This window comes from Halomicronema hongdechloris C2206 (assembly GCF_002075285.3).
In the GTDB taxonomy this organism is placed as follows: Bacteria; Cyanobacteriota; Cyanobacteriia; order Phormidesmidales; family Phormidesmidaceae; genus Halomicronema_B; species Halomicronema_B hongdechloris.
In genome coordinates, this window is record NZ_CP021983.2 from 383,884 (window position 1) to 397,602 (window position 13,719).

At 57.0% G+C, this 13,719-nt stretch carries 11 protein-coding genes and 1 pseudogene; 6 read left to right on the plus strand and 6 right to left on the minus strand.

Features of this window, described 5'->3' with window-relative positions; genetic code table 11:
- Positions 1 to 16: 16 nt before the first annotated feature.
- Positions 17 to 1,732 carry a helicase HerA domain-containing protein gene (locus tag XM38_RS01750; RefSeq protein WP_080812878.1) on the plus strand — a complete coding sequence of 572 codons (1,716 nt, stop codon included), beginning with the start codon at positions 17 to 19 and terminating at the stop codon, positions 1,730 to 1,732.
- Positions 1,733 to 1,853: 121 nt separating this feature from the next.
- Positions 1,854 to 3,045 (plus strand): annotated as a pseudogene (locus tag XM38_RS01755) (glycosyltransferase).
- 29 nt (positions 3,046 to 3,074) lie between these two features.
- On the opposite strand, the gene XM38_RS01760 reads toward XM38_RS01755, so the two are convergent.
- Positions 3,075 to 3,635 carry a peroxiredoxin gene (locus XM38_RS01760; protein ID WP_088428919.1) on the minus strand — a complete coding sequence of 187 codons (561 nt, stop codon included), beginning with the start codon at positions 3,633 to 3,635 and terminating at the stop codon, positions 3,075 to 3,077.
- A gap of 82 nt (positions 3,636 to 3,717) precedes the next feature.
- On the minus strand, positions 3,718 to 3,957 hold the full coding sequence (locus XM38_RS01765; protein WP_080812874.1) for a hypothetical protein: 240 nt from the start codon (positions 3,955 to 3,957) through the stop codon (positions 3,718 to 3,720).
- 233 nt (positions 3,958 to 4,190) lie between these two features.
- On the opposite strand from XM38_RS01765, the gene XM38_RS01770 reads away from it, so the two are divergent.
- On the plus strand, positions 4,191 to 5,735 hold the full coding sequence (locus tag XM38_RS01770; protein WP_088428921.1) for an NAD(P)/FAD-dependent oxidoreductase: 1,545 nt from the start codon (positions 4,191 to 4,193) through the stop codon (positions 5,733 to 5,735).
- Between the two features lies 1 nt (position 5,736).
- Positions 5,737 to 6,567: a SirB1 family protein gene (locus tag XM38_RS01775; RefSeq protein WP_080812872.1), complete on the plus strand. Its 831-nt coding sequence runs from the start codon at positions 5,737 to 5,739 to the stop codon at positions 6,565 to 6,567.
- Between the two features lie 16 nt (positions 6,568 to 6,583).
- Here XM38_RS01775 and XM38_RS01780 read toward each other — a convergent pair whose 3' ends face one another.
- A complete protein-coding gene (locus tag XM38_RS01780; protein WP_080812922.1) occupies positions 6,584 to 7,366 on the minus strand; it encodes an ABC transporter permease in 783 nt (260 codons plus the stop codon).
- Positions 7,366 to 8,124, minus strand: a complete 759-nt coding sequence (locus XM38_RS01785) for an ABC transporter permease (protein ID WP_225889425.1) — start codon at positions 8,122 to 8,124, stop codon at positions 7,366 to 7,368. Before XM38_RS01785 ends, XM38_RS01780 begins: the two co-directional genes overlap by 1 nt.
- 202 nt (positions 8,125 to 8,326) lie before the next feature.
- Between XM38_RS01785 and XM38_RS01790 the strand changes: the two genes are divergently transcribed.
- Entirely contained in the window at positions 8,327 to 9,328 is a 1,002-nt protein-coding gene (locus XM38_RS01790) for a ligase-associated DNA damage response exonuclease (RefSeq protein WP_088431481.1), read from the plus strand.
- A gap of 389 nt (positions 9,329 to 9,717) precedes the next feature.
- Entirely contained in the window at positions 9,718 to 10,098 is a 381-nt protein-coding gene (locus XM38_RS01795; protein ID WP_080812866.1) for a DUF1622 domain-containing protein, read from the plus strand.
- 148 nt (positions 10,099 to 10,246) lie between these two features.
- Here XM38_RS01795 and XM38_RS01800 read toward each other — a convergent pair whose 3' ends face one another.
- Together XM38_RS01800 and ftsH are read right to left on the minus strand one after the other, a co-directional pair.
- Positions 10,247 to 10,564, minus strand: a complete 318-nt coding sequence (locus tag XM38_RS01800) for a Mo-dependent nitrogenase C-terminal domain-containing protein (RefSeq protein WP_080812863.1) — start codon at positions 10,562 to 10,564, stop codon at positions 10,247 to 10,249.
- Between the two features lie 669 nt (positions 10,565 to 11,233).
- Positions 11,234 to 13,222, minus strand: coding sequence for an ATP-dependent zinc metalloprotease FtsH (gene ftsH / locus XM38_RS01805; RefSeq protein WP_080812860.1), 1,989 nt, complete (start codon positions 13,220 to 13,222; stop codon positions 11,234 to 11,236).
- Positions 13,223 to 13,719: the final 497 nt, after the last annotated feature.

Below are 13,719 nucleotides of genomic sequence, written 5' to 3' on the forward strand. Positions count from 1 at the left end.
GTAGGGGTTGGCGGATATGGCAACGAATAAACCACTCGGCTCGGTCATTCAGGGCTGTCTTAGCCAGGGATTGCAGATCCGGTTGCATCCGGATGTGCTGGTGGAGGACATGCGGGTGGGTAAGTTTTTGGTGGTGCAGGGGGTGCGATCGCACTTTTTCTGTATGGTCACCGATGTGGCCTTGGGCACCGCCAGCCCTCGGATTGCGGCTAACCCTCCCGAGCCCAGTGATACCCTAATGCAGGCCGTGCTGGCCGGCACCGGCACCTACAGCACCCTAGAGCTGTCTCCCATGCTGATGTTCACCGCCCAGGAGAATGCTCCTGCAGGGGCGAGCGGCCCTCGCCCAGGCGAGGCCAATGGCCTCGCCTCCTACAACGCCCAAAGCAGTGCGGCCGTAGAGTTGCTGCCCGTGAAGACGGTACCGGGTCACTTCAGCCAAGTCTACGACGCCAGTGAGCGGGACTTTCGCATCGTCTTCGGCTGGGAAGATGACCCCCATCGCCGCAACTTCGCCATCGGTCAGCCCATCGACATGGACGTGCCCGTCTGCCTCGATCTAGATCGCTTCGTCGAGCGCAGCAACGGCATCTTCGGTAAATCAGGCACCGGTAAATCCTTCCTCACCCGGCTGCTGCTGGCTGGCACCATCCAGCGGCAAGCCGCCGTCAATCTCATCTTCGACATGCACTCGGAATACGGCTGGGAGGCAGTCAGCGAAGGCAAGCACTTCAACACCGTTAAAGGACTGCGGCAGCTCTTTCCGGACCAGGTACAACTCTTTACCCTCGATCCAGACGCCACCCGCCGCCGCGGGGTGCGGAATGCCCAGGAACTCTTCATCAGCTTCGACCAAATCGACGTGGAAGATCTCTTACTGGTGCGGGGGGAGTTGAACCTCTCCGAGGCCAGCCTAGAGAACGCCATCATTCTGCGCAATGAATTTGGCAAGGCCTGGATCAATCGTCTGCTGACCATGACCAACGAGGAGATCCAGGAGTTCTGTGAAACCAAGCTGGGCAGCAAATCCTCGATCATGGCCCTGCAACGCAAACTCACGCGCCTGGCTGACCTGAAATATATCCGCAACAGCTGCCCCCACAACTACGTGGGCCAGATTCTGGCTGCCTTAGATGCCGGTCAGCATGTGGTGGTGGAATTTGGCTCCCAATCCAATTTGCTCTCCTATATGCTGGCCACCAATGTCATTGCCCGCCGCATCCATGCCAGCTACGTGCGCAAGGCCGAAACCTTTCTGCAGACCAAGAATCCCCAGGATCGGCCTCGGCAATTGATGATCACCATCGAAGAGGCCCATCGCTTCCTAGACCCGGCCACGGCCCGACAGACCATCTTCGGCACCATCGCCCGGGAAATGCGCAAGTACTTCGTCACCTTGCTGGTGGTGGATCAACGGCCCTCCGGCATCGACAACGAAGTCATGTCTCAAATCGGCACCCGCATCACCGCCCTGCTCAATGATGAGAAAGACATCGACGCCATCTTTACCGGCGTCTCTGGGGCCCAGAGCCTGCGCTCGGTGCTGGCCAAGCTGGACTCGAAACAGCAGGCCCTGATCCTAGGCCATGCCGTGCCCATGCCAGTGGTGGTGCGCACCCGGCCCTACGACCAGGCCTTCTATGCCCAGGTGGGCCAACCGAGTTGGGAAGACATCGACGATGGCCCCCTGTTCCGGGCCGCCGAGGCCGCCAAGGCCGATTTGGGATTTTAAACCCTGCCCAAGTCGACCATGGCGGGCTATAGTCGTCCGATATGCCCTTTTTGCCCAACCTGTATGCAGTTTCAGTCCATTACCGGGGAGCAAGCCATTACTTCAGCCGGCCGCGGGACTCCTGACAGTCCCAGGGCACTCCAGTGCCCTCCCCGGCGTCACCCTGGCCCTATCTCTGGTGTTACCCACCTATAACGAACAGAGCAATGTAGCCGAATTAGTGGCTCAGCTTACCCGGTTGCTCGATGAGATGTTGCCGGGGGACTACGAACTGATTCTGGTGGACGATGACAGCCCCGATGGCACCTGGGCAGTGGCTCTGGGCCTGGTGGCTGCCTATCCCCAGCTGCGGGTGATGCGACGGCAAACAGAGCGGGGCCTGTCGTCGGCGGTGATTCGGGGCTGGCAGGTAGCCCGGGGCCAAATCCTGGCGGTAATCGATGCGGATCTGCAGCATCCCCCCGCGTTACTGCGACCTCTCTGGCAGGCCATGGAGCAGGGGGCCGATCTGGCCGTTGCCAGTCGCCACATCGACGGCGGCGGCGTCAGTGACTGGAACCTGATCCGCCGATGTCTGTCTCGAGGCGCGCAGATTCTGGGGTTGGTACTCTTGCCCGGGGTGGTAGGTCGGGTCAGTGATCCCATGAGTGGGTACTTCATGGTGCGTCGGGATGCTATCGCACAGCGGTCCCTACAGCCCAAAGGCTATAAAATCCTGCTAGAACTCCTGGGGCGGGGCCAGATCGAGACCATTGCCGAAGTGGGCTACGTGTTTCAAGAGCGCAGTGCCGGTAAGAGCAAAGTCACCTGGCAGCAATACCTAGACTACCTTCACCATCTCTGGACGCTGCGTTGGGCTCGATTTGCCGCTGGCCCCCCTGGTCGCAAGTTGCTGGCCTTGCCCATGGCCCGTTTTCTGAAGTTCGCTCTAGTGGGCCTCAGTGGGGTAGTGGTAGACATGGCCGTGCTCTATCTGCTGCACGGCGCCCTAGGGTTAGCCCTGACCCGCAGCAAAATCCTGGCCGCCGAAGTGGCCATCCTCAACAACTTTCTCTGGAATGATGCCTGGACCTTTGCCGACATCAGTGTTCGGCAGCTGGGCCGGGCCGCCCGGCTGAAGCGGCTGCTGAAATTTAACGCCATCTGCCTAGCCGGACTAGTGCTCAATGTACTGGTGCTGAACCTGCTCTATTAATCTGGTGTTTGACCAGCGCTGGCCCTACCTGGCTAATCTAATTGCCATCGCCACCGTCACCCTCTGGAATTTCTGGATCAACCTGAAGCTAAATTGGCGGGTCACCCAGATCAAGTAGGGGGCGAAAGAGGCCAAGAGACAGAGGCACTAGTTAGCCTGAATCTGTAACCGTTCCAGCTTGGCCAACACTTCCTGACTGTGAATGGCGGGACGTACCCCTAGAAATCTGGCCCGCATGACTCCCTCTGGATCGATGACATAGGTGTGCCGCAGGGAGCGAAAGCCTAACCACGCGCCATAGAGCTGGCTCACGGTGCCATTGGGGTCAGATAACAGGGGAAAGGCCAACCCTTCCGCGTCACAAAACTGATCATGGGAGGCGACATCATCGGCACTCACCCCCAGAATTTGGGCGTTATGCCGCCGATAGTCGTCCAGATCTCGCTGAAACCGTTGAGCTTCCAGGGTGCAGCCAGAGGTAAAGTCCTGGGGATAAAAGTACAACACCACCCACTGGCCCCGATAATCGGATAGGGAAATGGCGCCATCGTCGGCATTGGTGGGTAGGGTAAAGTCCGGGGCCATCTGTCCCAACGGAATTTGAGGGCCTCCCATGGCCAAGGTGCTTGGCGTCGTAGCCAGCCAACTCAGCACGACCAACCCCACCGCGAAACACCAGCGCAGCCAGGTTCGTCGACATAACCCCATTGCCCCATTGCCTCCTCATTCCTAAAACCTTAATGAAGGTTAACATTTTTCCAAGAATCAGGTCGGCGCTAGCGCTAGCGGGTTAGTTCCTTGCCGTGACCAACTCCCGAGATGTGTCTAACTGCCTAGCGTCGGAGCAGGTCGCCGCGCCATGGGCTAGTTGCCAAAATTGGTCTGGCTCTAGTACCTCAATTGTCTCTTGAGGACGGCTAGCGGCCCACTGAAGGGCCTGGGTGGTTTTGGGAACCACGGTTACCCATCGCCCGGTATTGGGGTCGCGATAGGTCATGAATGGATTAGCTTTTGGCGCGAGTTTGCCCATAATCGTCGTCTACTGACACTACCCTGAGGATCGATTGAGCCAATTTTCGCTGAAGATGCCAGTTAGATCCATCAGATAAACTACCGAATTTGACTAAATTGACCAGTTTAAACCCCCTGCGAGTCCAGATACACAGGCTGGCGTCCAGGGAACCCAGCAAGCTTGAGCGGGACTTGATATCGTCACTTATCCTGTCTTCTCAGTAGGATCAAGGAAAACCGGATCCATTGACCATGACCCTCACGGAAACAATGCTGGCCCCCCTAGGTCAAACGCTGACTGGATTGCGGCGGGCCGATGCCCTTTGGCAGCGCTATCGTCTGGGGCAGCTAGCCCCTTCCTCTGTAGTGACAACCTCGCCGCAGCCTCTTGGGGCCGTCGATTGGGATGTGGTGATTAGCGGCGGCACCCTGGGGATTTTGCTGGGGGCTGGATTAGCGCGACGGGGATGGCGAGTAGCCCTGTTGGAGAAGGGGAAGTTGCGGGGCCGGGCCCAGGAGTGGAACATTTCCCGGCGAGAATTACAGACCCTGGTAGAGCTGGAGCTGCTGACGTCGGCTCAACTGGAGGATGCGATCGCAACCGAGTACAATCCGGGCCGCATTCAATTTCAGGGTGGCGATCCCATCTGGGTACGCGACGTCTTAAACATCGGCGTTGACCCCGTTACGCTACTAGAGCAGCTGAAGCAAACCTTTCTCGCCGCCGGCGGGCAACTTTTCGAAGACACCGCCTTCCAATCGGCCCAGGTCCATCCCGATGGCGTCCACGTCGATGCCAATCAGCCCTTCAAGACCCGCCTGATGATCGACGCCATGGGGCACTTCTCCCCCATCGTGGCTCAGGCGCGGGGCCAGGAGAAACCCGACGCCGTCTGCCTGGTGGTGGGAACTTGCGCCCAGGGCATGCCCCATAACGACAAGGGCGACTTGATCGTCTCCTTCACCCCGATTCGCCGACAGTGCCAATACTTTTGGGAAGCCTTTCCAGCCCGGGATGGCCGCACCACCTACCTCTTCACCTATGCCGATGCCCACCCCGAACGCCCCAGCCTAGAAGCCCTCCTGGAAGACTATTTCAGCCTACTGCCCCAATACCAATCAGTGAGCCTAGAGGCCCTACGGTTGCAGCGGGCTCTGTTCGGCTTCTTCCCCTGCTATCGTGACAGCCCCCTCACCTATCCCTGGGATCGCCTCATTCCCATCGGCGATAGCAGTGGCAGCCAATCTCCCCTCAGTTTCGGTGGTTTTGGGGCCATGATTCGCCATCTGCCCCGCCTCACCCAGGGCGTTGATGACGCCCTGCAGCAGGACTGCCTGGCCAGAGCCGATCTGGCCTGGTTACAGCCCTATCAACCCAGCCTCTCCGTTACCTGGCTATTTCAGCGATCCATGAGTGTGCCCATGGATCGGTCCGTCTCCGACCCGCAACAGATCAATCGACTGCTTGCGGCCATCTTTGAGGATATGGCGGCTCTCGGGGATGAGGTGCTGAAACCCTTTCTCCAAGACGTGGTCCAGTTCTCACCTCTGGCCCGCACTCTCCTGCAAACCTCACTCCATCACCCTGGCTTGGTGCTACGGCTACTGCCCCAATTAGGCCTTGCCAACCTATTAGACTGGATGCGACACTATGCCAGCCTGGGCCTCTACAGTAGCCTGTATCCCCTGGGACGAGCCAGTCAACGCTGGCTAGAAGCCTTGCCCCAATCCTACTATCCCCATCGTTGGGTAGAGGCGCTGCAATACGGCGCCGGTCGTGACTATTCCTTGCATTAATATGGATTTTTCCTTGGCTCGGCAACGGTTTTATCAAGCAGTGCAGCAATCGGACGACCACATCGATCTAGCTGAAGCAGCCCTTTACATCGCCCAGGAAAACTATCCTGAGTTGGATGTGCAGGCCTATCTCAATGCCCTCGATACCATGGCCGCGGAAGCGCGTGAACGCCTACCCCAAAATCCCTATCCCCTGAAAACTCTGCAGGCCATTAATCATTACCTGTTTGACGATCTGGGCTTCTACGGCAATGCCGATGACTATTACGATCCCCGCAACAGTTTCCTCAACGATGTCATCGACCGCCGCACCGGTATTCCCATTACCCTCTGTCTGATCTACCTAGAGATCACCAAACGCCTCGACTTTCCCATGGCCGGCGTGGGAATGCCAGGGCATTTTCTGGTGCGCCCCACCCTGGATGACATGGCCATCTTCGTCGATCCCTTTAACCAAGGGGAGATTCTCTTTGCCGAAGACTGTCAGGAGCGGCTGCAGCAGATTTATGGCAGCCGGGCTAAGTTGCAACCTCAGCATCTTAATGTGGTCACTGCCAAGATGCTACTGGCCCGCATGCTGGCTAATCTCAAGGTGATTTACCTGCAGCAACGGGATATTCCCAAAGCCCTAGCCGCCATCGATCGGATTCTGTTAATGCTACCCAAGGCTGCGGTAGAACTGCGCGATCGGGGCCTGATCTACTATCAACTGGGGCGGTTAGTAGAAGCTCAGCATAATCTGGAACTCTATCTATGCGAGCGCCCTGATGCCAATGACGCCTACGAAATTCGTCACATCATCCAGCAGATCGAACGGGTGCAGGGTGAGTGATATTATCCGGCCCCTTCTAGCTAGAGGCACTGGTATAAAACCGCAGGGCAAAGCGCCAGAACCAGCGAGAGCACTGGAGCAACCCTGCAGCTAGGGCAGCAGAACCCAGTATCCAGCCCCAATGCCCCCGATCTAGCATGGTCTGGGCCGGTACTGTTGTCAAAAAAGCTACGGGCACGATGAAGGTGAAGAAGACCCGATAAGCGGTAGGGTAGGCGACGATGGGAAATCGGCCCGCTTCCAACAGTCCCCGTAGCACCTCGGTCACATTGTAGATTTTGACAAACCAGATGCTGGTGGCCCCCAACATAAACCACAGGCTATAGAGACTGACGGCTCCGAAAATGAGCGGTGGGATGCCCCAAAGATAGTCAGACGGCTGTAACCCTAGGCGATATCCGCCGTAGAACATCATTGCCAAACCAAACCCCATATCTGGCAATCCCCAGGGCGATAACACCCGAGTAGAAAGCCAGAATTGGGAACTGATGGGCTTCAGCAAAATAAAGTCCAGGGTGCCTTCCTGCACATGGGTAACAATTTTATTCAGATTCGGCACTAAAAAGGTGGCAGATACCCCCTGCAGCCAGGTGAAGGTGCCCAAGACCATCAGGGCTTCTTCCCAGCGCCAGCCCTGAAACTGATAACCGGTGCGGTAGAAGAGAAACAGGCCAAACAGCCCCCCACTCAATCCCCCCAGGCTGCTGAGGGCCGCGATTAGAAAATTGAGGCGGTATTCCAACTCGGCGGCAACCGCCGTGCTCCAGAACAGCTGCAGCACCCTCAAATAGCGCGTCATCATGCCCCCATGCCGGAATACTGCTTCAGTCCTTGCCGCCAGAGCCAACGGTTGAGGGCAAAGCAGAGGCCTAGCCAGATGACCATAGCCAGGAACCCTTGGCTCACCTGCGCGGCTTGATTGGTCAGCAGTCTAGCCGGAAAGTAGATCAAGTAGGGAAATGGGGTCCACAGCACGATCTCTCGCACGGCATCGGGGAACATCTCCAGGGGCGCCACCATGCCCGAGAGGAAGGTATAGATCAAAAACCAGAACTGCTCGATGGCGCTGGCGCGCTCGGTCCAGAAGGCCAAGAGGGCAAAGGTATATTGCATCAAGAACCGTAGACAAAACGATAAGCCAGCCGCAGCCAAGGTCAAGGCCAAATTAATCGGGGTAGGCCACCAGCTGGCCTCGGGGTAGAGCACCATAAACAGGCCAAGCAGCAGGAAGACAAAGGGCAGTCGGGCAAAGCGCTCAGAGACATGGCTGAACACATGACGCCAGACCGGGTCAACGGGCTGCAACAGATAGGGGGATAACTTCCCTTCCACCACTTCGCGCTCAAATTCCCAGACCACCCACACCACCGTGAGCTGGCGCACGATAAATACTGCCAGAAAATACTGGATAAAGTCCGTCGGCTGCAGCCCAAAGCGACCGCTGGTGGCGGCTTCGGCCCAAATCCCCATGAGAATTAAGGGGAAGGTGCCCGATAGCACCCATAGAATTAACTCGGCACGGTACTCCACCATGTAGGCGTAATAGACCGAGAGCATCGCTCGGGATACGGCTAATGCCCGGGATAGGGCTGGCAATATTCTCGGACGTTGTAGACGTGGATTCACCATGTCGTCAGCTGTCTAGGGTGAGTGGGGCAGGCTGCTACAGACTCCATTCATCCTAGCCAACTACAGCAGTGGTCTATGCAGTATGGGCCTGAACGGCTTTCTACAATTGAGAAAATACCTAGAAGAGCCCATGGCACTGATTACCCTACGTCCCGAAGGTCTCTACTGTGAAGCGGGTGACTTTTTTATCGATCCCTGGCGACCGGTGGAACAGGCCTTGATCACCCATGCCCATGCTGACCATGCCCGCTCAGGATCCCAGCAGTACCTCGCCACTCAGATCTCTGAGGGGATATTGAGGAAGCGGTTGGGCCCAGCCATTAGCTTGCGGGGGGTGGAGTATGGCGAGAGGGTTCGCCTAGGAGACACTTGGGTTTCGTTCCATTCCGCGGGTCATGTGCTGGGCTCGGCCCAGATTCGGGTCGAGCACAAGGGAGAGGTGTGGGTGGTCTCAGGGGACTATAAACGCTGCGCCGATCCCTCCTGTGCACCGTTTGAGGTGGTGCCCTGCGATGTATTTGTCACTGAGGCCACTTTCGGGCTGCCCGTCTACCATTGGCAGTCAGGGGAGGCAATTGCCCACCAGATTTATCAGTGGTGGCAGGGAGATAAGGAGCGGGCGTCCTTATTGTTTTGCTACGCCTTTGGCAAAGCCCAGCGTATTCTCAGCGAGTTAACTCGATTTACAGAGCGCCCGGTTTATGTGCACGGGGCGATTCAGGGGTTGACGGAGAGCTATCGTCAGGCCGGCGTGGCCATGGTGCCCACCATTCCCACGGCGGCGCCAGTAGACAATCTCACCTATGCCAGTTATGCCGGTGAATTAGTGCTAGCCCCCCCTGCGGCCCATCGCTCTAGCTGGATGAAACGCTTCCGCCATCCTCAGACCGCCTTTGCCTCCGGTTGGATGGCTGTGCGGGGGGCGCGCCGTCGTCGCGGCTATGAACGGGGGTTTGTCCTGTCGGATCATGCCGATTGGTCTGGGTTGATCGACACCATTCACCAAACCCAAGCTCGCCAAGTCTACGTTACCCATGGCCAGTCCGATGCATTAGCCCGCTACCTGCAGGCATTCCTGCAGGTAGCGGGCCAACCCCTGGAGACTCAATTCGATGGCGAAGACGACCATTGAGCAACAATGCCAACCCGCTAAACAGCGTCATTGTTGCTAAACAGTCAAGCCCGTGCTTGATTCGCTCGGGTTGGGGACTTAGCCGACTTGATTGCTGCTCTATTCAGCCCCGTCCTAATACCATATAACCTCGCCAGTGCTCCAGTAGCCTGTTCTGCTGTTCCCCAAGCCTGACATAATAGGGGACTCCTACTGATTAGGGGGAAGGGTTGGCGGCAGATTGCCTTAGCTACGATGATTCTGAGAGTTAGCCGAGTACGCCATGGCAGAAGTTGGCTGACCCTTGGGCTCTGCAGCTCCCTAGCCCTCTGCCACAAATGATGGGAGTTAAACCGGCGCCGCGGTCTACTAGGGCGTGCTGTAATGGAATCGATCATGGGCGAGGGGATATGTCGCTAGATGTCGTCAGTACCGAAATTTCAACCCTGGTAGTCCTACTCAACGGTATCTTGACTAGCTTGTGCCAACTGCTGGCCCTCTTTGTCATCGCCATCGGGGTCACCAAAGCACTGTTTATTTTCCTCAAAGATGCCTTAATTCGCCCTCAGACCCCTGATGCCTTTCAGCGCAGTCGCCTGGCCATGGGCTATTCTTTTTCGCTGGGGTTGAGCTTTCTCATCGGCGCCACCATTCTCAAGACCATGATCTCCAGTCGCTGGGATGACATTGCTCGATTAGCCGCCATTATTGCCGTTCGCACCTTGCTGAACTATCTGCTGCTGCAGGCAATCAACTCATCCAAGCCAGAAACCAACGCCGTCTCAACTTAGCTCCCTTCGCCAAATTCTGTTGGCAATCACTTACCAAATGCTTGCCCAGTGGTGGAAGCGGTGGATAGGTTCATGATTTCGGGCGTTGCTAAGCGCACTAATCTGAAGTTTATTTAGGGCGACCTACTTAATTAGGTGAGCGACCTAGCTAGATATAGGCCGAGATATCTTCGCCACATTCATCTGCCAGATAGCACAGAGCGCGAAAGCGCAGGGCGACCAGCTCGTCATACAGAGGGTTGAATTTGCACAATGGCGGAATATGGGCGACCCGATGGCCCAGCAGCCGGATGTCTCGTTCGAAGGGACATTGGGCTGGGATCAGGCGCACCAGGCGATGGGCTAGACCTGGGGTAGTGACTGTCAGGTTATTCAATCGACGGCGTACAGGATGTAGACAGTCGACCTGCCGCCCATTAGCAACTGGAGCAACTCCCGATAAGGAGCTGAAAATCGATCCGAGCATCACGTTCACTCATTCTTCTCGAGGTTGGACCATACCGCCCCGACACCCTAAGCACGTTGGAGAGGTGTTGGGTGGAGTTTTTTATAAACGGAGCTTGTAAATGAGGTATTTATTATGCTGGCTCTACCATAAAATCTGGCCCTTAACATCGGGTAAAGCCCTGAAAAAAAAGCCAGCTAGCTGACTAAAGCTCTGGTAAAGCCATAATTTGCACTAGCTTCTTGATCAAAGGGGCGCCTCTATTCTGGGATGGGTGTTGGCGGACTGGCCTGGGAGGCAACCACTTTTTCAAGTGTCCTGCATTGACGGGTGATCATTTGGTTGAGGGTCATGGTTAGGGCTATTGAGGCAGTATTTTCCCCAAAGCGCCCCCTAGATTACTGGGTTACTTCCTGGATATCGGTAACATAGGCTACTGTTTTGGGGTGGTGGTAAGCCGGTGAGCTTCCCTAAACGCAGGAGATCGAACAGCTATAGTCACCGCCACAATGCTTTGTGCGGTGGCGAGCCAGTCAGCCTCCCTAGGCTAGGCCATTGGACGATCAACCATGTCCTAAGCTGACTGGCCAACGCTATATGTCCTTGGCTGACTAGCCAGGGGGCTATGAATAACCCTGGAGCTAAGCTCCAGGGTCAGGTCTCTTGCTCTGCACGTTCTCTGGGCCGTCTCTAGGACGATTGAGCGCCTGCTAGTTGGTCTTGGAGATAGACATCATCTTCTAGGTTGCCGGTGTCTAGCCATTGCGCCATGGCTTCTGGGGACGAAACCTGGCTCAGGTGCTGGCGCAGGGCATCTTTCTCTAGAACTTCATCCTCTAGCAGATGTTGGGCCATCTCTTCTAGCACCTGGCGATTGTGCATCAAGATCTTCAGGGCCATATGATGGGCGCCATCTACGATGGTCTTGACTTCTTGGTCGATGGTTTCCATGACGGCGGGGCTAACGGAACGGCGGGGATTACCGAAGCCTTCCATGAATTGCTGTTGCTGCTTCTCGAAGGCGATGGGGCCTAGCTTCTGACTCATGCCATAGACGGTGATGCAGCGCTCGGCCATGTCGGTGGCTTTCTGGATGTCATCCCCGGCACCGGTGGAGACAGCGCCAAAGACCACTTCTTCGGCGGAGCGACCGGCCAGGAGGATGGCGATGCGACCGCGCAGTTCGTCTTCTCTGACCAGGAAGCGATCTTCCTCGGGCAGTTGCAGGGTATAGCCCAGGGCGCCAACCCCGCGGGGGACGATGGATATTTTCTCCACTTTGCCGGCTCCGGGCATGAGGGAGCCGACGATGGCATGGCCGGTTTCGTGGTAAGCCACGGTGGTGCGCTCTTCGTCGGTTAAGACTCGGCTCTTCTTCTCTAGTCCGGCAATCACCCGTTCGATGGCCTCGCTGAAGTCGGCCATGGTGACCTCGTCACCGTTGCGACGGGCTGCCAGCAGAGCTGCCTCGTTGACCAAATTAGCCAGATCGGCGCCGGCAAAGCCTGGGGTGCGGGCCGCCAGTGTCTCTAGGTCGACATCATCGGCCAGTTTCACGACGGGAGTATGAACTGCCAAGATGTCCTTACGACCGATTTTGTCGGGGCGATCGACGACGACTTGGCGGTCGAAGCGGCCGGGCCGTTGTAGGGCGGGATCGAGGACTTCGGGGCGATTGGTGGCGGCCAGTAGGATCACCCCGTTGTTGGGGTCAAACCCGTCCATTTCGTTCAGCAGCTGGTTTAGGGTTTGCTCTTGCTCGCTCATGCCACCGCCAGCAAAGGGGCTCTGCCCTCCCCGGGATTTGCCGAGGGCATCCAACTCGTCGATAAAGACGATGCAGGGAGCTTGCTTTTTGGCCTGGTTGAACAGGTCTCGCACCCGGGAGGCGCCGACCCCGACGAACAGCTCGATGAATTCCGAGCCGGAAATGCTTAGGAAGGGGACGCCGGCTTCTCCGGCCACGGCCTTGGCCAGTAGGGTCTTACCGGTGCCGGGTGGGCCGACCAGCAATACCCCTTTGGGAATCTTGGCTCCCAGGCGGGTGTATTTGTCGGAGTTACGCAGGAAGTCAACCACTTCCTGCAGCTCGGCCTTGGCTTCATCCACGCCAGCGACGTCTTCGAAGGTGGTGCGGGTATCGCCTTCACTGTAGAGGCGGGCTTTGCTTTTGCCTACACCCAGAGCGGCGGCACCACCAGGGCCGCCACCGCGGTTGCGCAATAGGAAGGACCACAGGCCCAAAAATAGCAGGGGTATTAGGAACCAGCCAAAGCCACCCCAGCCGCCGTCGTTGGAGGGCACGGCGGAAAATTCGACGTCGTGCGATCGCAACATCGCGGTTAAATCTGGATCATTCGGGGGAGGCACCGTCTGAAACAGCGTTTGCTGCTGTTCTTCACCATTCATCTCAGTGGTGATCGGCGACTCCAGTTCGTAGCGAATCAGGTCATCTCTAATAGTTGCTTCTTTGACTTGGTTAGACTCTACCTGCTCTAAAAACTTGCTATAGGCAATTGAGGAATATTGAGCACTCTGCCGCGCCGTGGTGAAGACGTTGAGCAGCAAGAACCCTGCCAGCAGGATGAGTAAACCACCCCCCACCCAGCGAAACCGAGAGCCATTGCTCCCAGGGGAATTCGGGGAATTACGTGGGTCTTGTTGATCTTTAAATGCCATAACGAAATGCCATAACGTGAGTCTGAACCAGAGAAAAGCTAGTGCGTGCATGCATCCGCAGCCAACACCCCATTGGATGCTGCTAACATTTCTATCCTGACTGGAGTTGATCAGCTTGACAGCTACCCATCGATAGATCTTGCCAAACTCGTAGGCGAGCATTGCTGCTCTAGCCGATGACGAGTAGCCCTCCTCTCACCGCAGTCTCCCAGTGAGTGCGGCCCGGCGGCAGCTGCTCCCGTCCTCATCTGCCCTACACGGGACCCATAGATTTCTCTCTGGGACGCGGTCATTTTTACCCGGTCCTTGTCCATAGCTGGGCGGGACCCATAGATTTCTCTCTGGGACGCAGTCATTTTTGCCCGGTCCTTGTCTATATCTGGGCGGGACCCATAGCGCCCGATGGCAGTGTTTGCCCGCGACGGTACTGCTGGCCAACTATCTGGCAACAAAGTCAGGCCAGTATAGTATGCCTTTTGACCGATCTCGCTCGGGTC

Bases quoted from the DNA above. Each gene is read 5' to 3' on its own strand.
- XM38_RS01800 (WP_080812863.1), bottom strand. From the start codon at position 10,564: ATGCTCGGATCGATTTTCAGCTCCTTATCGGGAGTTGCTCCAGTTGCT.
- ftsH (WP_080812860.1), bottom strand. From the start codon at position 13,222: ATGGCATTTAAAGATCAACAAGACCCACGTAATTCCCCGAATTCCCCT.
- XM38_RS01790 (WP_088431481.1), top strand. From the start codon at position 8,327: ATGGCACTGATTACCCTACGTCCCGAAGGTCTCTACTGTGAAGCGGGT.
- XM38_RS01780 (WP_080812922.1), bottom strand. From the start codon at position 7,366: ATGACGCGCTATTTGAGGGTGCTGCAGCTGTTCTGGAGCACGGCGGTT.
- XM38_RS01750 (WP_080812878.1), top strand. From the start codon at position 17: ATGGCAACGAATAAACCACTCGGCTCGGTCATTCAGGGCTGTCTTAGC.
- XM38_RS01765 (WP_080812874.1), bottom strand. From the start codon at position 3,957: ATGGGCAAACTCGCGCCAAAAGCTAATCCATTCATGACCTATCGCGAC.
- XM38_RS01760 (WP_088428919.1), bottom strand. From the start codon at position 3,635: ATGGGGTTATGTCGACGAACCTGGCTGCGCTGGTGTTTCGCGGTGGGG.
- XM38_RS01775 (WP_080812872.1), top strand. From the start codon at position 5,737: ATGGATTTTTCCTTGGCTCGGCAACGGTTTTATCAAGCAGTGCAGCAA.
- XM38_RS01770 (WP_088428921.1), top strand. From the start codon at position 4,191: ATGACCCTCACGGAAACAATGCTGGCCCCCCTAGGTCAAACGCTGACT.
- XM38_RS01795 (WP_080812866.1), top strand. From the start codon at position 9,718: ATGTCGCTAGATGTCGTCAGTACCGAAATTTCAACCCTGGTAGTCCTA.
- XM38_RS01785 (WP_225889425.1), bottom strand. From the start codon at position 8,124: ATGCTCTCGGTCTATTACGCCTACATGGTGGAGTACCGTGCCGAGTTA.